We start from the raw sequence: 17360 nt of genomic DNA on the forward strand, positions 1-17360 counted from the left end.
CAACGCCCGGTCTGGCTTTTGTCAGGCCGGGCGTTTGCCGCTTTCAGACCTCACGGGTTTCACCGTGGGGCAGTAACAGGTAACAAGACATGGCAAAAGAATACAGCCGTACCCAACGTATCGGCGATCAGATGCAGCGCGAGCTGGCACAACTGATCCGTCGTGAAGTCAAAGACCCGCGCGTCGGCCTGGTCACCATTACCGCTGTGGAAGTCAGCCGTGACGTCGGTCACGCCAAGATTTTCATCACCGTGATGGGCCAGGACAGCCACGAAGACATCGCGCAAAGCATCAAGGTGCTCAACTCCGCCGCCGGTTTCCTGCGCATGCAGCTGGCCCGCGAGATGAAGCTGCGCAGTGTTCCGCAGTTGCACTTCCACTACGATGAAAGCGTCGTGCGCGGTGCGCATCTGTCGGCCTTGATCGAGCGCGCAGTGGCTGAAGACAACCAGCACTCGGTTGCGGCACAAGCCGAAGACACCAAGGAGTAATCGGTGGCTCAGGTCAAACGTATCCGTCGTAACGTCAGCGGCATCATCCTGCTCGACAAGCCGCTGGGGTTCACCTCAAACGCCGCCCTGCAGAAGGTCCGCTGGTTGCTCAACGCCGAGAAGGCCGGGCACACCGGCAGTCTCGATCCGCTGGCCACCGGCGTATTGCCGCTGTGCTTCGGTGAGGCCACCAAGTTCTCGCAGTACCTGCTCGATTCCGACAAGGGTTACGAAACCCTGGCGCAACTGGGCAAGACCACCACAACGGCGGACGCCGAGGGTGAGGTTTTGCAGGAGCGCCCGGTGACCGTTGGTCGCGCCGATGTCGAAGCTGTGCTGCCGCAATTTCGTGGGCAAATCAGTCAGATACCGCCGATGTACTCGGCTCTCAAGCGTGATGGACAACCCCTGTACAAGCTGGCTCGTGCAGGTGAAGTAGTGGAGCGCGAACCGCGTTCTGTTACTATTACGCGCTTGGAATTGCTGGCCTTCGAAGGAGATACTGCGCGGCTTGCGGTGGATTGCACCAAAGGCACCTATATTCGCACCCTGGTGGAGGATATCGGTGAGCAACTCGGTTGTGGCGCTTACGTTGCAGAACTGCGACGTACCCAGGCCGGGCCTTTCACCCTGGCGCAGACCGTAACCCTCGAAGAGCTGGAAGCGGTACATGCCGAAGGGGGCAACGAAGCGGTCGATCGCTTCCTGATGCCATCGGACAGCGGCCTGCTGGATTGGCCACTGTTGCAGTTTTCGGAAGCGAGCGCGTTCTACTGGCTCAACGGCCAGCCGGTACGCGCCCCGGATGCCCCGAAGTTCGGCATGGTACGGGTACAGGATCACAATGGTCGCTTCATCGGTATCGGTGAAGTGAGCGAAGACGGGCGCATCGCGCCGCGTCGACTGATTCGGTCAGAATGACCGGACGAGTGTGGCTGTCAGCAGGCACGGTCACTACTCATTTTTAGATACAGGGATTTGTCCCTGGCCTGTTGAAACTGTTTTTGAAACAGTTTCCTGATAAAAGGATTGCCACATGGCTCTCGACGTTCAAGAAAAAGCTCAAATCGTAGCTGACTACCAGCAAGCTGTTGGTGACACTGGTTCGCCAGAAGTGCAAGTTGCACTGCTGACCGCCAACATCAACAAACTGCAAGGTCACTTCAAGGCCAACGGTAAAGACCACCACTCCCGTCGTGGTCTGATCCGCATGGTTAACCAGCGTCGTAAGCTGCTGGACTACCTGAAAGGCAAGGACGTGAGCCGTTACAGCGCTCTGATCGCTCGCCTGGGTCTGCGTCGCTAATAAGCGATTGCGCTAGAGGTTGGTTGTCTGTCGTGCGTCAGCGGGTTTCCGCCGGCGCATGGCAGGCTCCCAGCCTCAAGTTTTATCTGGATACCCGTTTTGCCTGTGTGAGACACCCAGGACAACCTGTCGGGCCGATTCCCGGCGTTGCCCAAGAATTTCGCAAGAACCCAGTTTCCCCAAGAGCCACAAAAGAAGGTAGGACACCGTGAACCCGGTAATCAAAAAATTCCAGTTCGGTCAGTCGACCGTCACCCTCGAGACTGGCCGTATCGCCCGTCAGGCCTCCGGCGCAGTATTGGTCACCGTTGACGACGACGTCAGCGTATTGGTGACCGTCGTTGGTGCCAAGCAAGCCGATCCAGGCAAGGGTTTCTTCCCTCTGTCCGTTCACTACCAGGAAAAGACTTACGCTGCCGGTAAGATCCCTGGCGGTTTCTTCAAGCGCGAAGGCCGTCCTTCCGAGAAAGAAACCCTGACTTCCCGACTGATCGACCGTCCGATCCGTCCGCTGTTCCCTGAAGGCTTCATGAACGAAGTGCAGGTTGTCTGCACCGTCGTGTCCACCAGCAAGAAGACCGATCCGGACATTGCTGCGATGATCGGTACCTCGGCTGCCCTGGCCATCTCCGGCATTCCTTTCGATGGCCCGATCGGCGCTGCCCGCGTTGCCTTCCACGAAAGCACCGGCTACCTGCTGAACCCGACTTACGAGCAGCAAGCGGCTTCCAGCCTGGACATGGTCGTTGCCGGTACTTCGGACGCCGTGCTGATGGTTGAATCGGAAGCCAAAGAGCTGACCGAAGACCAGATGCTGGGCGCGGTACTGTTTGCTCACGACGAGTTCCAGGTTGTGATCAACGCTGTTAAAGAACTGGCCGCTGAAGCTGCCAAGCCAACCTGGACCTGGGCTCCACAGCCTGAAGCCACCGAACTGCTGGGCGCTATCCGTGCCGAGTTCGGCGAAGCGATCTCCCAGGCCTACACCATCACCGTCAAGGCCGACCGTTACGCTCGCCTGGGCGAGTTGAAGGACCAGGTCGTTGCCAAGCTGTCCGGCGAAGAAGGCCAGCCTTCTTCCAGCGAAGTCAAAGCTGCTTTCGGCGAAATCGAATACCGCACTGTTCGCGAAAACATCGTTAACGGCAAGCCACGTATCGATGGTCGCGACACCAAGACTGTACGTCCGCTGAACATCGAAGTCGGTGTTTTGCCAAAAACCCACGGTTCGGCACTGTTCACCCGTGGCGAAACCCAGGCTCTGGTCGTTGCAACGCTGGGTACTGCCCGTGATGCACAGCTGCTCGATACCCTGGAAGGCGAAAAGAAAGACCCGTTCATGCTGCACTACAACTTCCCTCCGTTCTCGGTAGGTGAGTGTGGTCGCATGGGTGGCGCCGGTCGTCGTGAAATCGGTCACGGCCGTCTGGCCCGTCGTTCGGTTTCGGCCATGCTGCCTGCCGCTGCCGACTTCCCGTACACCATCCGTGTGGTATCGGAAATCACCGAATCCAACGGTTCGAGCTCTATGGCTTCGGTCTGCGGCGCTTCCCTGGCCCTGATGGACGCTGGTGTGCCGATGAAGGCGCCGGTTGCCGGTATCGCCATGGGTCTGGTTAAAGAAGGCGAGAAATTCGCCGTCCTGACCGACATCCTGGGTGACGAAGACCACCTGGGCGACATGGACTTCAAGGTAGCCGGTACCGCCAAAGGTGTGACCGCGCTGCAGATGGACATCAAGATCAAGGGCATCACCGAAGAGATCATGGAGATCGCCCTGGGCCAAGCCCTGGAAGCGCGCCTGAACATCCTCGGCCAGATGAACCAGATCATTGGCCAGTCGCGTACCGAACTGTCGGCCAACGCTCCGACCATGATCGCGATGAAGATCGACACCGACAAAATCCGTGATGTCATCGGTAAAGGCGGCGCGACCATTCGTGCGATCTGTGAAGAGACCAAGGCTTCGATCGACATCGAAGACGACGGCTCGATCAAGATCTTCGGCGAAACCAAGGAAGCTGCAGAAGCTGCACGTCAGCGCGTTCTGGGTATCACCGCTGAAGCCGAAATCGGCAAGATCTACGTGGGTAAAGTTGAACGCATCGTCGACTTCGGCGCATTCGTCAACATCCTGCCTGGCAAGGACGGTCTGGTTCACATCTCCATGCTGAGCGATGCTCGCGTCGAGAAAGTGACCGACATCCTGAAAGAAGGCCAGGAAGTGGAAGTGCTGGTACTGGACGTGGACAACCGCGGCCGTATCAAGCTGTCCATCAAGGACGTAGCAGCAGCCAAGGCCTCGGGCGTTTAATCACCCCTCGCGCCTGATCAATGCCCCGCCGTGAAAACGGCGGGGCATTTTTTTTGTGTGCACAACCGTCAAAAGATTGCAGGCCGTGATCTTTTGATTTTAACGGTGTTCGAAGTTGCCTGACCCCATGGTCAGTGCTAGGTTTAGCCCACTGCCCGTGTAGCTCAGTCGGTAGAGCAGCGCACTCGTAACGCGAAGGTCGCAGGTTCGATTCCTGTCTCGGGCACCAGCGATACGTTGTTTTCAGATGATCCCGAATGGTTCTGAAGGCCAGAAAAGCCGGGCGTCACGCGGTTTTTTTGCGTCAGAGAGATCCTTGATGATCCAGATCCATCTTCCATTCCCCAGATCAACGAGAACGCCATGACCGTTAAAGAACTGTCTCAAGAAGCCAGACACGAAGAAGCCCTCAAGAAGTACGTGCTGGACGTGCCCCATTTGCTGGAAGAGATCAAGGACTTGCCACCCGAAGATCAGAAGGACCAGATCCAGTGGGCGTTCGAGGATGAAGCAGAAGCCCAGGGCCTGCAGCCGTGGGAGCTGACGCTCAAGTACACCTCGACCCCGGAAGAGTACGAGGCCAAGCGCCTGGAACTGCACAGGGAAGCAGCCGAGGTGCTGGGTGTCGAGTGGGAGGAGTACTGCGAGATGAACAATCTGGTGGTCTGATAAAAACGCTCTTATAGGAGCCCGGCTTGCCGGCGACTGCGTCCTTCAGATCGCCATCGCCGGCAAGCCGTGCTCCTACAGTCGTTATCAGAGACTCAAACGCATCGACAGATCGACAGCCTTCACATCCTTGGTCATCGCACCAATCGAAATGTAATCCACCCCGGTTTCTGCAATCGGCAGCAACGTGCTTTCGTTGATCCCGCCGCTGGCCTCCAGCTTTGCCTTGCCGTTGTTCAGGCGTACGGCTTCGCGCATGTCATCCAGGCTCAGTTCGTCCAGCATGATGATGTCGGCACCTGCCTCCAGGGCTTCCTTGAGCTCATCCAGGCTTTCCACTTCGATCTCCACCGGCTTGCCCGGCGCAATCTTGTGTGCGGCGGCGATGGCCTGCGGAATGCCGCCGCTGGCGGCGATATGGTTTTCCTTGATCAGGAAAGCGTCATACAGGCCGATGCGATGGTTGTGGCAACCGCCGCAGGTCACGGCGTACTTCTGTGCCAGGCGCAGCCCCGGCAGGGTCTTGCGGGTGTCGAGCAGTTTCACCTGGGTTTGTGCAACGAAGTCTGCCAGTTGCTGCGCGCGAGTGGCGACGCCGGAGAGCATTTGCAGGAAGTTCAGCGCGCTACGTTCGCCCGTCAGCAGCGAACGGGCCGGCCCTTCGAGGTGGAACAACACCTGGTTGGGCTTGACCCGCTCGCCATCGGCGACCTGCCAATGCACCGCAACTCGTGGGTCCAGCTGGCGAAACACGTTATCCACCCACGCTGTGCCACAGATGACAGCAGCGTCGCGGGTGATGATGGTGGCTTTGGCCAGGCGTTCGGCCGGGATCAGCTGTGCGGTGATGTCGCCGCTGCCGATGTCTTCGCGCAACGCGCGGCGCACGTTGGCTTCGATTTCGGCGTTCAAGTCGGCGAGACGTAGATTCGGCATAAGGCACTCCACAAACAAAGTGCCTCGATTATAGGGCCATGGTACTGAGCAACCCAAGGCGTCAGCACAGATCCCAGTGTTCTGAAGCCTGCATTTGGTCGATTGCGTGTGTGATCCTCATCCAGCCGCCGCCTCTTTTTCCCATGCAGGGTGTGCCGGGGTGGCGCAAGGGCTCCCTTTACCCGATAATTCGCCTTGGATTTGACGTCATGACTTTGACGGCTGAAGATTTCAGGAGGCTGGATGCACAACGACGGGAATGTAGTGCCTTTGCGCAGGGTCACCAGCGACCAGGGGACGCAACCGCCACTCGCCCGCTTGCCTGTCATTGTGCTGCAGGTTCGCGACAAGGCTACGCAACAGCTCAGGCAGGGCTTGCAGGCGCTGTTCGATAATGCCGACGATACCCTCTTCGAAATGGCCGACCGGGCACTCGATGATGCCGAGCAGAGCCTTTTCTTTGAAGCGATGCGCGACTTGCGCTTGAAGCGCAAAAGTATCGAACGGTTGTTTTTTGAGCAATTGTTCAAGGCGTTTATCAACCTCGGCCAATGTGATCTCGCTTATAGAGTCCTGCCTCGCTCATTGTCGGCCGATGCCAGCACGGCACCGCTGGATGACGGGCCCGAGCGCAACCTGGCCGTTCAGGCGATGGTCAACCAGACGCTCTACCGCGAAGGCTTCGCCCTTGACCAACTCACCGCCCGGCTCAGTACGTTGTTGGGCAGGACGCTGATCGAGCAGCGCAATCCCCTGGGGCCGACCGTGCTCTGCAAGTGCTTCCTGGCCGCCGCGCGCCACCTGGGCGTGGACATCAAGGTGAAGCTGATCATCCTCAAGCTGTTTGATCGCTACATGCTCAGTGGCGCTGGCCAGCTTTACGCCCAGGCCAACCAATTGTTGATCGCCACCGGTGTGTTGCCTGGCCTGCAGCCCGCTCCGACAAGCGACACGATGGATAACAAGACGGCTGCTGCGCTTGCCATGCCAGAAGGTGCGCAAGCTGATGCGCTCCCCCCTGACGAACGCCGTCGCAGCGAACTGCTGGAGCAGCGGATTCGTGATGCTGAAGAGGGTCACGCCCAGACCGCTTTGGCCCGCCAGCATGTCGAGCTGGCGTTGAACCAGGCACTGCTGGGCAAGACTTTGCCGCATAGTGTGTCGGCATTCGTGCGCGACGCCTGGAGCAACGTGTTGCTCCTGACCTGCCTCAGGCACGGCCACCTGTCACCGCAGTGGCAGGCTGATGTGCAGACCATGGAGCAATTGATCTGGAGCGTCCAGCGTCATGACTCGTCCGATGCTCGTGAGCATTTGTTGACGCTGGTTCCGGGGTTGCTCAAATCATTGCGCGAGGGGCTGGGCAGTTCAGCGTTCGATCCGTTTGCCACCAGCGCGTTTTTCAGCGAGCTGGAACGCTTGCACGTTCAATTGTTTGTTGGAGCGTGCCCCTGGCGTCAATGATGGGCAAACCGCAGCACATCAATCGCGTCAAGTGATCGCTCCCGATGGGCTATCGCGGCATACTGGGCGCCAACACAGTCGTCGTTGAAGGAACCTGTATGCAGCTGGACCCCGCGAGCGGTTGGTGCAAAGGCGTGCATTTATGCCCCTCGCCCAACTTCAATGCGCGCCCCGAGGGCGAAATTTCCTTGTTGGTGATCCACAACATCAGCCTGCCGCCAGCGCAGTTCAAGACGGGCAAGGTGCAGGAATTTTTCCAGAACCGCCTGGATGTCACCGAGCATCCCTACTTTGAAGGGATCGCCGACCTGCGGGTGTCTGCGCATTTTCTGATCGAGCGCGACGGCACCGTCACTCAGTTTGTCTCTTGCCTTGAGCGCGCCTGGCATGCGGGCGTTTCGAGTTTTGAAGGGCGGGAAACCTGTAACGATTTTTCCATAGGCATCGAACTCGAAGGCACGGATGATCTGCCATTCGACGATGCACAATATCGAGCGTTGACGACTCTGACCCGGCAGTTGCAATCGGCCTTTACGGCCATCACTACGCAACGCATCTGTGGGCACAGCGACATCGCCCCTGGACGCAAGACCGATCCGGGACCCGCGTTCGACTGGACACGCTATCGCGCAGCCTTGGCACAAGAGGAAGGATAATGAGTTTTCTGGTGTTGCTGTTGGCAGTGTGGATCGAGAAATTTTCGGCCCTGCGCCACCGGGTTCAACACGATGCAGGCTGGGTTCGGGAGCTGCACAAGCTTGAACTCAGCCCGCGTCTGGTGAAGCGTCCGTGGCTGGTCCTGGCTGTGCTGGTGTTGTTCCCAGTGGCAGTGCTGGGCTTGCTGCTGGTGGTGCTCGACCCTGTAGCCTACGGTTTATTGGCGCTGCCGGTGCATTTGCTGGTGGTGATCTACAGCCTGGGGCGCGGCGATCTACTGGGCGCTCTCGGGCCCTTTCGCGATGCCTGGCGCCGCGAAGATTTGCAAGCGGCGGCGCATGTGGCCAAGCGTGATCTGGACATCTGCGCCGACAATGCCGAGCAACTGCTGGAGCGGGTCGAAGGGCATTTGCTGTGGGAGGCCTACCAGAGCTTTTTCGCGATCATTTTCTGGTACTTCCTGCTGGGACCGGTCGCCGCGCTGAGTTATCGATTGCTGGCCCTGGCCGAAGAACATGGGCAAAACGCGGCCCTGGTCGAACGCGCCGCACAACTGCGCCATGCATTCGACTGGGTGCCGGTGCGTCTGTTGGCAGCGAGCTTTGCCCTGGTCGGCAACTTTGTCGCGGTCAGCCGGGTGATGTTGCACGAGCTGTTGAACTGGAACATCAGCGCTGCCCAATTGATCGAAAAGGTCGGACTGGTAGCCGGTGAAATTCCAGCCCCGGTGGTAGGGCCCGAAGGCATCCATAATCTCGACCGTATCTGGGAGTTGCTGCTGCGGGCGGCAGTGCTCTGGTATGCGGGTTTTGCGTTGTGGACGGTTTTGCCGTAGGTGCCGGCTTGCCGGCGAACGAGACGCTGCGGTGTACCTGTCGCACCGCGTAATCGTTCTTCGACTTGTAGGAGCCAGGCTTGCCGGCGAACCAGACGCTGCGGTGTCTCTGCTGCTCGGCGTTATCGTTCTTCGCGGGCACTGCATTCCGTTAACCTTAAGTTACAAAACCCTCCCTTGATTTACGCTATACAGAGCTAGCGCCGAATACTGGCTATCTGCTGTCTCGCTGCGCTCGCCAATAAAAATAAGAAATCCAAGGGAGACTTCCAGTGAAGAGCTTGCTCTATCCCGCCGTCGCGCTGATGAACCGCCTGAGCTTTGGCATGAAGTTCAGTCTGATCAGCGTACTGTTCCTGGTGCCGATGCTGGTAACCAACTTCTACCTGGTGCGTGATTCCTATCGAGAGTTCCAGGGCACCCGGGTCGAACTGCAGAGCCTGGACTTGTTGGGCAGCAGCCTCGCGTTAAGGCGTGATCTGGAAACCCTGAACAATCTTGTGCAGATCAACGTCGCCCTGGGCCAGTCGGGCAAGGCGGGGAATGTCGAGACGCAGATTAGTACCCTTGAACAAGGTGTCCTGGCACGCTTGCAGGGGTTGACGGCGATGGCCACCGATCCGGAGCAGATCGTGCTGTTCGAGGCCAAGCGCGATGAAATGATCAGCGCATTCAAAGCTCAGCAAACGGAAAAATCCCTGCAAAGCAAAAGTGCGCTGATCGGCAAACTGCTCGGCAATGCGCAGGTATTCGGCCAGATCATCGCCAGCCAGGCCGGCCTGAGCCACGACAGCCAGAGTGACATGCGCCAGCTGAGCGAACTCGTCACCAACGTCACCCCACGCATCACCCAGATGCTTGGCGAAGGCCGCGCATTGGGCGCCTCTTCCCTGGGCCAGGGTTTTCTCAATTCGTCGTCGAGCACGCGTTTCGATGAGTTGCTGGCACAGCTCGACAAGCTCCATGCCGAGTACGGCCTGAAGCTGCAGGACGCAACGGGCTCGAGCAACGCCGCGCGCGAAACCCTGGCTACCCAGGCTGACAGCAGCAAGGCCTCGTTGAAAAAGGCCAGCGAGCTGTTCGAAGAGCAAGTGGTGATGGCCGACACGCTCGATGCACCGTGGCAGGCCTTTTACGATCAGGTCTCGGCGCTGATGGGGCAGACCTACCAACTCAATGAAGCCACTTTGAAATTTCTCGGCACCCAGCTGCAACAGCGCCTGGAACAGAACCGCACGCACATGATTCTGCAGGCGGTGGCGCTGTCGGTGGTGTTTGTGCTGATCTTTTACCTGTACGGCGGCTTCTACGCCTCGACCCGCACCACCCTCAAGCGTCTTGGCGAAGTCATGGATAAAGTGGCGGCCGGCGACATGACGGTCACTTTCAACGCCCACAGTCGCGATGAGCTGGGCGAGTTGGGCGAGGTGTTCAACGGCACTGTGAAACAGATCCATGACTTGATCGAGCGTGTCGGGCAAACCGTCGGCGAGGTCGAGCGCCAGGCCGGGCAAGTCGAGAGTGTCTCGGCGCAAAGCAACCAGGCCGTGGCCGGGCAGCGTTCGCAGATCGAGCAGGTCGCCACCGCGATGAACCAGATGTCGGCCACCTCCCTTGAGGTGGCGCGCAGCGCTGCCGCCGCCGTCAGCAGCGCCCACAGTGTCAACGACGAAACGGCGAGCGGTCGTGAGCTGGTGGAGTCGCAGCAGGGCAGCATCGCCGCCCTGGCCAGCGAAATCGATCAATCGGTGCAGGTGATCAACCAGCTGGCCAGCGACAGCCAGTCCATCAGCCGTGTGCTGGAAGTGATCAAGAGCATCGCCGAACAGACCAACTTGCTGGCGCTCAATGCCGCCATCGAGGCAGCCAGGGCCGGTGAGCAGGGTCGCGGGTTTGCGGTGGTGGCAGATGAAGTCCGCACCCTGGCCAAGCGCACCCAGCAATCGACCGAAGAGATCGAACAGATGATCGCCAAGCTGCACGGCGGGGTCGGGGCCGCGGTCAAGGCGATGGGCGTCAGTCATGAGATGGCTAACGGAACGGTGGGGCAGTCGGAAAAGGTCCAGAAGGCCCTGGATAATATCCTGGGGGCTGTCGGCATGATCGTCGACCAGAACCAGCAGATTGCCGCGGCTGTGGAACAGCAGACCGCCGTGGCCCACGACATTGACCAGAACATTGTCGAGATCAATCGTGCCGGCGAACGCACGGCCGAAGGTGCGCACCAGACGGAGGATGCCAGTCGCGCGCTGTCGGCGCAGGTGGTGGAGCTCAAACAGTTGATCAGCGCGTTCCGGGTCTGAAAACGCTGTAGTACCCCTTCCCAATGCCCGCAGGAAAGCTCCTGTTTTCCTGCGGGTTCTTGTTTTTCGTCTTCAATGAAGGATTATCCACGTCACTGACCGCATGGAGGAGGCACGGTTATGGCTGTCGCAACACTTGGTATCCAGGGACGCTGTGCCCATTGCCAGCGCACGCTATTGCTCAAGCCCTGGCAACTCAATGCCATTGCAATCAACGAAGCATTCACCTGTACCCACTGTCAGAAAGCCCTGCAACTGTGCGACCCGAAACAGATCAGGCGCTTCAAGTCCCTGGACTCGTTGGCCATGTTGAAGGCCAGCCTGCTGATCATGATTTGCAGCACATTGCTGGTGGCGTTGGTGTTGGAATGGATTGGAATGCTCAGCGTCGTTGAGCAACTAAATGTTTCGCTGGTGGCGATTTTCGTCTACTTCGTTGCCCTTCGATTCGCTCGCCAGCGTCAGCATATGACGCTGATTCTCGAGGCCGCCAAGGCTCACGTCGACTGATTACCAGTTGAACAATTCACGCGCATTGGCGCTGCTGGCGCTGGCCAGCTGTTCGGGGGCGAGCGACATGATTTGCGCCAGTGCCCCACAGATCGCCGGCAAGTGCGCCGGGCTGTTGCGCTGGCCGGGGAACATCGCTGGTGCCATGTCCGGCGAGTCGGTTTCCAGCACCACCGATTCCAGCGGCAAGCGGGCGAGCACGCGGTGCATGCGCAGTGCCTGGGGCCAGGTCGCAGCGCCACCGAGGCCGAGTTTGAAACCGAGTTTGATGTATTCGCGCGCTTCTTCCTGGCTGCCCGCGAAGGCATGGATGATCCCGGCGCGTTTCAACTTGAAACGCTTGAGCGTGGCAATCACCGCCGCATGACTGCGGCGCACATGGATCAGGGCGGGTAAATTGAAATCCACCGCCAGCTGCAGCTGCGCGTCGAACAACGCTTGCTGGCGTTCACGGTCCAGGGTTTCGATGAAGTAGTCCAGGCCGATCTCGCCCACTGCACACAGCTGGCGATGGCCGGCCAATCGCGTCAGCCAGTCGCCCAGTTCGGTCAGATGTTCGGGGCGATGATCCTCCAGGTACACCGGGTGCAAACCGAACGCCGCATGCAGGTCGGGATCGCTTTGCACCAGTTCCCAGACGCGCTGCCAATTGCCCTGGTAAACCCCCAGCACCACCATCTGCCGCACCCCGAGCGCTCGGCTTTGGGCCATCAGCGCCTGACGATCCGCGTCGAAGTCGGGGAAGTCCAGGTGGGTGTGGGTGTCGATCAGGTCCATGGCTCAGTCCTGGCGAATACGTTGCTTGAACGTCCGCGCGATGGCCAGTACACCGGGTTGGTAATCGGATTGTTCAATGGCCGCCAGCGCGAGTGCCAGGGCCTTGTCGGCAATCAATTGGTGTTGCTGTGCCATGGCGTTCACCGGCAGCGGCAGGAAATCCAGCAACTGGGTGTCACCAAATGTACCGAGGCGCAGCGGGCGGGTTTTCAGCGGGAAGTCGTGCAGCGCATCGAACACACCTTGAAGCAGTACATAGGACGTGGTCACCAGTGCCTCGGGCAAATGCCCTACGCGCTGGATCAGTTCTTCCATCAACTGCTTGCCACACTCACGGCTGAACGAATCAGCGTGTTCGATGAGGACCTCGCCGTCGTAGCCGACCAGGGCTTCCTTGAAGCCGGCGGCCCGTTCCTGGCTGATGCTCAACTCGGGGCGGGCGCCGATCAAGGCGATCTGTTTGGGCAGCGGATCAAGCAGGCTTTGGGTCAGGTGCAGGCTGGCCTCGCGGTCGTCGCTGATCACCGAGCAGAAATACTCAGGTTCCATGACCCGGTCAATGGCGATGATCGGAATGCCTTTGGCTTGCAGCTGGCGGTAGCTGTCGTCACCGGGCGGCAGACAACTTGCGACGATCAGGGCGTCACAGCGGCGGGCGCGGAACAGTTGCAGCAGTTGCCGTTCACTGTCCGGTGCATCGTCGGAGCTGGCAATCAACAGCTGGTAGCCCCGCGCCCGGGCGCCTTGTTCCAGGAGCTTGGCGATCCGCGCGTAACTGGGGTTTTCCAGGTCCGGCAGAATGAAGCCCAGGGTCCGGGTGTGGCGACTGCGCAGGCCGGCCGCCTGGGGATTGGGCGTGAAACCATGTTCTTCGACGACCGCGCGCACGCGCTCAACGGTGGCGCTGCTGATGCGTTGCTGTTCGGCCTTGCCATTGATGACGTAACTGGCGGTGGTAACGGACACACCGGCCAGCTGGGCTATATCACTGAGTTTCAACCCGCTATTCCTTGTTTTTTCGAGCTTGCCTCGACATTTTCACCAATCCTACCCGATTCAGGCAGGCGACCAGGGTCACAACGCATCCGACAAGTTGGGCTTCAACGATGCAACATTATCGAGTAACGTGCCAATCACTCTAGATTAAACGATTCAGCAAGCGTATTTTCTACATTAATGGCTGCTTTGGCCGGTTCTGCCGAGAAACCGCCGAAGATTGTTTTAAGACAAAGGCCTAAGCTGAATCATTCAAAAACAATACCTGGCGCCCCAAGGGTGCCAACAGGAGACAGCATGCTCGAGCTCACCATAGAGCAGATATCCATGGGCCAGTCGGCTGTGGATAAATCCGCCGCGCTGCAACTGCTGGCCAGGCACCTGGTTGCCGATGGCCTGGTTGACGAGGGCTACCTCGCCGGCTTGCAGGCACGCGAAGCCCAGGGCTCGACTTTTCTTGGTCAAGGTATTGCCATCCCCCACGGTACGCCTGAAACCCGCGACCAGGTGTTTTCCACGGGCGTGCGCCTGATGCAATTCCCCGATGGCGTGGATTGGGGCGACGGACAGATCGTCTATCTGGCGATCGGGATTGCCGCCAAATCCGACGAACACCTGCGCCTGCTGCAACTGCTGACCCGTGCCCTCGGCGAGACCGACCTGGGCCAGGCCTTGCGTCGTGCCAGTAGCGCCGAGGCCTTGCTGAAACTGCTGCAAGGCGCGCCGCAAGAACTGGCACTGGATGCGCAGATGATCGGCCTGGGCGTTGCTGCCGAAGATTTCGAAGAGCTGGTCTGGCGCGGCGCGCGTTTGCTGCGTCAGGCCGACTGCGTCAGCAACGGTTTTTCCGCCGTGTTGCAGCAAGTCGAAGCGCTGCCGCTGGGCGATGGGCTGTGGTGGCTGCACAGTGAACAGACGGTCAAGCGTCCGGGGCTGGCGTTCGTCACGCCAGACAAACCGCTGCGCTACCTCGGCCAACCCCTGAGCGGCCTGTTTTGCCTGGCCAGCCTGGGCGAGGCCCATCAAGCGTTGCTCGAACGCCTGTGTGCGCTGCTGATCGAAGGTCGCGGCCATGAGTTGGGCCGTGCCACCAGTTGCCGCGCGGTGCTTGAAGTTCTCGGCGGCGAGCTGCCGGCGGACTGGCCAAGTGCACGCATTGCGCTGGCCAACGCCCACGGCCTGCACGCCCGTCCGGCGAAGATCCTCGCGCAACTGGCGAAAAGTTTCGAAGGCGAGATTCGCATCCGCATCGTCGATGGCCAGGACAGCGCGGTGTCGGTGAAAAGCTTGAGCAAACTGCTCAGCCTCGGCGCCCGTCGCGGTCAGGTACTGGAAATCATCGCCGAGCCGAGCATCGCTGCCGATGCCTTGCCCGCCCTGTTGGCCGCCATCGAAGAAGGCCTCGGTGAAGAAGTCGAGCCGTTGCCAGCGGTGAGCCAGCCGCGTGAGGAAGTGGTCGAGGTGGCCCAGGTGCTGCTCGCCCCGGCGTCGGGCAGTCTGGTACAGGCCATCGCCGCCGCTCCGGGAATCGCCATCGGCCCGGCGCATATTCAGGTGCTGCAAGCCATCGATTACCCGCTGCGCGGAGAGTCCGCTGCCATTGAACGTGAGCGTCTCAAACAAGCGTTGGCCCACGTGCGCCAAGACATCGGCGGCTTGATCGAGCGCAGTAAGGCCAAGGCCATCCGCGAGATTTTCATCACTCACCAGGAAATGCTCGACGACCCGGAATTGACCGATGAGGTCGACACCCGTCTCAAGCAGGGCGAAAGCGCGGAAGCAGCGTGGATGTCCGTGATCGAAGCCGCCGCCAGGCAACAGGAATCCTTGCAGGACGCCTTGCTCGCCGAGCGCGCCGCCGATTTGCGCGACATCGGCCGTCGCGTGCTGGCGCAACTCAGTGGTGTCGAAACCCCGAATGAACCGGAGCAGCCGTACATTTTGGTGATGGACGAAGTTGGTCCGTCCGATGTGGCGCGCCTTGATCCGACTCGTGTCGCCGGCATTCTCACCGCCCGCGGTGGCGCCACCGCCCACAGCGCGATTGTCGCGCGTGCCTTGGGGATTCCAGCGCTGGTCGGCGCCGGGGCCGCGGTGTTGCTGCTGGCACCGGGTACACCGCTGTTGATCGATGGCCAACGCGGTCGTTTGCATGTGGACGCCGACGCGGCGACCTTGCAGCGAGCCACCCAGGAGCGCGACACCCGCGAGCAACGCCTGAAGGCCGCCGCCGAACAGCGCCATCAGCCGGCGTTGACCACCGACGGTCATGCCGTCGAAGTGTTCGCCAATATCGGTGAAAGTGCCGGCGTCACCAGCGCGGTGGAGCAGGGCGCCGAAGGCATCGGTCTGCTGCGCACCGAGCTGATTTTCATGGCCCATCCGCAAGCGCCGGACGAGGCGACCCAGGAAGCCGAATACCGCCGCGTACTCGATGGCCTGGCCGGTCGACCGCTGGTGGTGCGCACCCTCGATGTCGGTGGCGACAAACCGCTGCCGTATTGGCCGATCGCCAAGGAAGAAAACCCGTTCCTCGGTGTACGCGGCATTCGCCTGACCCTGCAACGGCCGCAGATCATGGAAGCCCAATTACGCGCCTTGCTGCGCGCCGCCGACAACCGCCCGTTGCGGATCATGTTCCCGATGGTCGGCAGCGTCGACGAGTGGCGTCAGGCGCGAGACATGACCGAACGCCTGCGCCTGGAGATTCCGGTGGCGGACCTGCAATTGGGCATCATGATCGAAGTGCCATCGGCAGCCTTGCTGGCGCCGGTGCTGGCCAAAGAAGTCGACTTTTTCAGCGTCGGCACCAATGACCTGACGCAATACACCCTGGCCATCGACCGTGGGCATCCAACCTTGTCGGCCCAGGCCGATGGCTTGCATCCGGCGGTGCTGCAACTGATCGACATCACCGTGCGCGCGGCCCATGCCCATGGCAAGTGGGTCGGGGTGTGCGGCGAGCTGGCGGCCGATCCACTGGCGGTACCGGTGCTGGTCGGCCTGGGTGTGGATGAACTCAGCGTCGGCGGGCGCAGCATTGCCGAGGTCAAGGCACGGGTTCGCGAACTCAGCCTGGCCCAGGCTCAAACCCTTGCCCAACAGGCACTTGCCGTGGGCAGCGCGAATGAAGTGCGCGCACTCGTGGAGGCTTTGTAATGGCCAGGATTCTAACCCTGACCCTCAACCCGGCGCTGGACCTCACCGTCCAGCTTGCGCGCCTGGAACCCGGTCAGGTCAACCGCAGCGACACCCTGCACACCCACGCCGCCGGCAAAGGGGTGAACGTGGCGCAGGTGTTGGCGGACCTCGGGCATCAATTGACCGTCAGTGGTTTTCTTGGTGAAGACAATCTGCAAGCGTTCGAAACCCTGTTCGCCAAACGCGGTTTTGTCGATGCGTTCATTCGTGTTCCTGGCGAGACGCGCAGCAACATCAAATTGGCGGAGAGCGATGGGCGCATCACCGACCTCAATGGCCCGGGACCGCTGGTCAGCGCGGCGGCGCAGCAGGCGTTGCTCGAGTGTCTCGATCGGATTGCGCCGGGGCATGACGCGGTCGTGGTTGCCGGCAGCCTGCCGCAGGGCATCAGTGCGCAGTGGTTGCAGGCATTGATCCTGCGCTTGAAAAGCCTCGGCCTCAGGGTCGCTCTCGATACCAGTGGCGAGGCATTGGCGGCGGCGCTCAAGGCCGGTCCGTGGCTGATCAAGCCCAACACCGAAGAGCTGGCCGACGTGCTCGATGGCGAGGTGATTTCCATCACGGCCCAGGCCGAAGCGGCGCGCCGCCTGCACGCGCAAGGCATCGAGCATGTGGTGATTTCCCACGGTGCCGAGGGTGTGAACTGGTTCAGCGTCGGCTCGGCGTTGCATGCCACACCGCCGAAGGTCAGCGTCGCCAGTACGGTAGGCGCGGGCGACTCATTGTTGGCCGGCATGCTCCACGGGTTGCTCAGCGCCGATACGCCTGAACAAACCTTGCGCACCGCCACGGCGATTGCCGCGATGGCGGTCACCCAGATCGGTTTCGGTATCAGCGATGCGGCGCAACTGGCGCAGCTCGAACAGGGTGTGCGCGTGCGCCCCCTGACAGAACAATAAGA

The 17360-nt window shown here is 60.4% G+C and carries 14 protein-coding genes, 1 tRNA gene and 1 pseudogene; 13 read left to right on the forward strand and 3 right to left on the reverse strand.

All coding sequences use genetic code 11. The annotated features are described in order from the left end of the window. Positions 1-89: 89 nt before the first annotated feature. The 6 genes from rbfA to PMI35_RS22030 all read left to right on the forward strand — a co-directional run bounded on the left by rbfA (position 90) and on the right by PMI35_RS22030 (position 4780). Positions 90-491 carry a 30S ribosome-binding factor RbfA gene (rbfA, locus tag PMI35_RS22045; RefSeq protein ID WP_008057429.1) on the forward strand — a complete coding sequence of 134 codons (402 nt, stop codon included), beginning with the start codon at positions 90-92 and terminating at the stop codon, positions 489-491. A gap of 3 nt (positions 492-494) precedes the next feature. Beyond that, positions 495-1412 carry a tRNA pseudouridine(55) synthase TruB gene (gene truB / locus PMI35_RS22040; RefSeq protein ID WP_008057431.1) on the forward strand — a complete coding sequence of 306 codons (918 nt, stop codon included), beginning with the start codon at positions 495-497 and terminating at the stop codon, positions 1410-1412. A gap of 115 nt (positions 1413-1527) precedes the next feature. Next, positions 1528-1797 (forward strand): 30S ribosomal protein S15, encoded by a 270-nt coding sequence (gene rpsO, locus PMI35_RS0132435; RefSeq protein WP_011332409.1) that lies wholly within the window; start codon positions 1528-1530, stop codon positions 1795-1797. Between the two features lie 208 nt (positions 1798-2005). Then, positions 2006-4111: a polyribonucleotide nucleotidyltransferase gene (gene pnp / locus PMI35_RS22035; RefSeq protein ID WP_008057432.1), complete on the forward strand. Its 2106-nt coding sequence runs from the start codon at positions 2006-2008 to the stop codon at positions 4109-4111. A gap of 153 nt (positions 4112-4264) precedes the next feature. Continuing rightward, a tRNA-Thr gene (locus PMI35_RS0132440) sits at positions 4265-4340 on the forward strand. Positions 4341-4474: 134 nt separating this feature from the next. Continuing rightward, entirely contained in the window at positions 4475-4780 is a 306-nt protein-coding gene (locus tag PMI35_RS22030; RefSeq protein WP_008057433.1) for a DUF6388 family protein, read from the forward strand. Between the two features lie 87 nt (positions 4781-4867). Here the strand turns inward: PMI35_RS22030 and nadC are convergent, their stop codons facing one another. After that, positions 4868-5716: a carboxylating nicotinate-nucleotide diphosphorylase gene (gene nadC, locus PMI35_RS22025; protein WP_008057434.1), complete on the reverse strand. Its 849-nt coding sequence runs from the start codon at positions 5714-5716 to the stop codon at positions 4868-4870. A gap of 243 nt (positions 5717-5959) precedes the next feature. On the opposite strand from nadC, the pseudogene PMI35_RS22020 reads away from it, so the two are divergent. The 5 genes and pseudogenes from PMI35_RS22020 to PMI35_RS22000 form a co-directional block, all read left to right on the forward strand. Next, positions 5960-7147 (forward strand): annotated as a pseudogene (locus tag PMI35_RS22020) (DUF1631 family protein); the annotation flags it as partial. Positions 7148-7278: 131 nt separating this feature from the next. Continuing rightward, on the forward strand, positions 7279-7836 hold the full coding sequence (gene ampD / locus PMI35_RS22015) for a 1,6-anhydro-N-acetylmuramyl-L-alanine amidase AmpD (RefSeq protein WP_008057436.1): 558 nt from the start codon (positions 7279-7281) through the stop codon (positions 7834-7836). Continuing rightward, on the forward strand, positions 7836-8672 hold the full coding sequence (ampE, locus tag PMI35_RS22010; protein ID WP_008057437.1) for a regulatory signaling modulator protein AmpE: 837 nt from the start codon (positions 7836-7838) through the stop codon (positions 8670-8672). The genes ampD and ampE overlap by 1 nt, the downstream gene beginning before the upstream one ends. A gap of 1598 nt (positions 8673-10270) precedes the next feature. Further along, a complete protein-coding gene (locus PMI35_RS35850) occupies positions 10271-10975 on the forward strand; it encodes a methyl-accepting chemotaxis protein (RefSeq protein WP_443217051.1) in 705 nt (234 codons plus the stop codon). Between the two features lie 120 nt (positions 10976-11095). Further along, positions 11096-11485 (forward strand): hypothetical protein, encoded by a 390-nt coding sequence (locus PMI35_RS22000; RefSeq protein WP_008057440.1) that lies wholly within the window; start codon positions 11096-11098, stop codon positions 11483-11485. Here PMI35_RS22000 and PMI35_RS21995 read toward each other — a convergent pair whose 3' ends face one another. Further along, positions 11486-12262, reverse strand: a complete 777-nt coding sequence (locus PMI35_RS21995; protein WP_008057442.1) for a TatD family hydrolase — start codon at positions 12260-12262, stop codon at positions 11486-11488. 3 nt (positions 12263-12265) lie between these two features. Further along, on the reverse strand, positions 12266-13261 hold the full coding sequence (gene cra / locus PMI35_RS21990) for a catabolite repressor/activator (RefSeq protein WP_008057443.1): 996 nt from the start codon (positions 13259-13261) through the stop codon (positions 12266-12268). A gap of 294 nt (positions 13262-13555) precedes the next feature. Here cra and ptsP point away from each other — a divergent pair, with 294 nt between their 5' ends. Together ptsP and pfkB are read left to right on the forward strand one after the other, a co-directional pair. Further along, on the forward strand, positions 13556-16417 hold the full coding sequence (gene ptsP / locus PMI35_RS21985) for a phosphoenolpyruvate--protein phosphotransferase (RefSeq protein WP_008057446.1): 2862 nt from the start codon (positions 13556-13558) through the stop codon (positions 16415-16417). Continuing rightward, positions 16417-17358, forward strand: coding sequence for a 1-phosphofructokinase (gene pfkB / locus PMI35_RS21980; RefSeq protein WP_008057449.1), 942 nt, complete (start codon positions 16417-16419; stop codon positions 17356-17358). The genes ptsP and pfkB overlap by 1 nt, the downstream gene beginning before the upstream one ends. Positions 17359-17360 lie beyond the last annotated feature (2 nt).

The organism is Pseudomonas sp. GM78 (assembly GCF_000282475.1).
GTDB lineage: Bacteria > Pseudomonadota > Gammaproteobacteria > Pseudomonadales > Pseudomonadaceae > Aquipseudomonas.

Coding starts and splice junctions, on each gene's coding strand:
- rbfA (WP_008057429.1), top strand. CDS start 90: ATGGCAAAAGAATACAGCCGTACCCAACGTATCGGCGATCAGATGCAG.
- rpsO (WP_011332409.1), top strand. CDS start 1,528: ATGGCTCTCGACGTTCAAGAAAAAGCTCAAATCGTAGCTGACTACCAG.
- PMI35_RS22030 (WP_008057433.1), top strand. CDS start 4,475: ATGACCGTTAAAGAACTGTCTCAAGAAGCCAGACACGAAGAAGCCCTC.
- nadC (WP_008057434.1), bottom strand. CDS start 5,716: ATGCCGAATCTACGTCTCGCCGACTTGAACGCCGAAATCGAAGCCAAC.
- ampD (WP_008057436.1), top strand. CDS start 7,279: ATGCAGCTGGACCCCGCGAGCGGTTGGTGCAAAGGCGTGCATTTATGC.
- ampE (WP_008057437.1), top strand. CDS start 7,836: ATGAGTTTTCTGGTGTTGCTGTTGGCAGTGTGGATCGAGAAATTTTCG.
- PMI35_RS35850 (WP_443217051.1), top strand. CDS start 10,271: ATGTCGGCCACCTCCCTTGAGGTGGCGCGCAGCGCTGCCGCCGCCGTC.
- PMI35_RS22000 (WP_008057440.1), top strand. CDS start 11,096: ATGGCTGTCGCAACACTTGGTATCCAGGGACGCTGTGCCCATTGCCAG.
- PMI35_RS21995 (WP_008057442.1), bottom strand. CDS start 12,262: ATGGACCTGATCGACACCCACACCCACCTGGACTTCCCCGACTTCGAC.
- ptsP (WP_008057446.1), top strand. CDS start 13,556: ATGCTCGAGCTCACCATAGAGCAGATATCCATGGGCCAGTCGGCTGTG.
- pfkB (WP_008057449.1), top strand. CDS start 16,417: ATGGCCAGGATTCTAACCCTGACCCTCAACCCGGCGCTGGACCTCACC.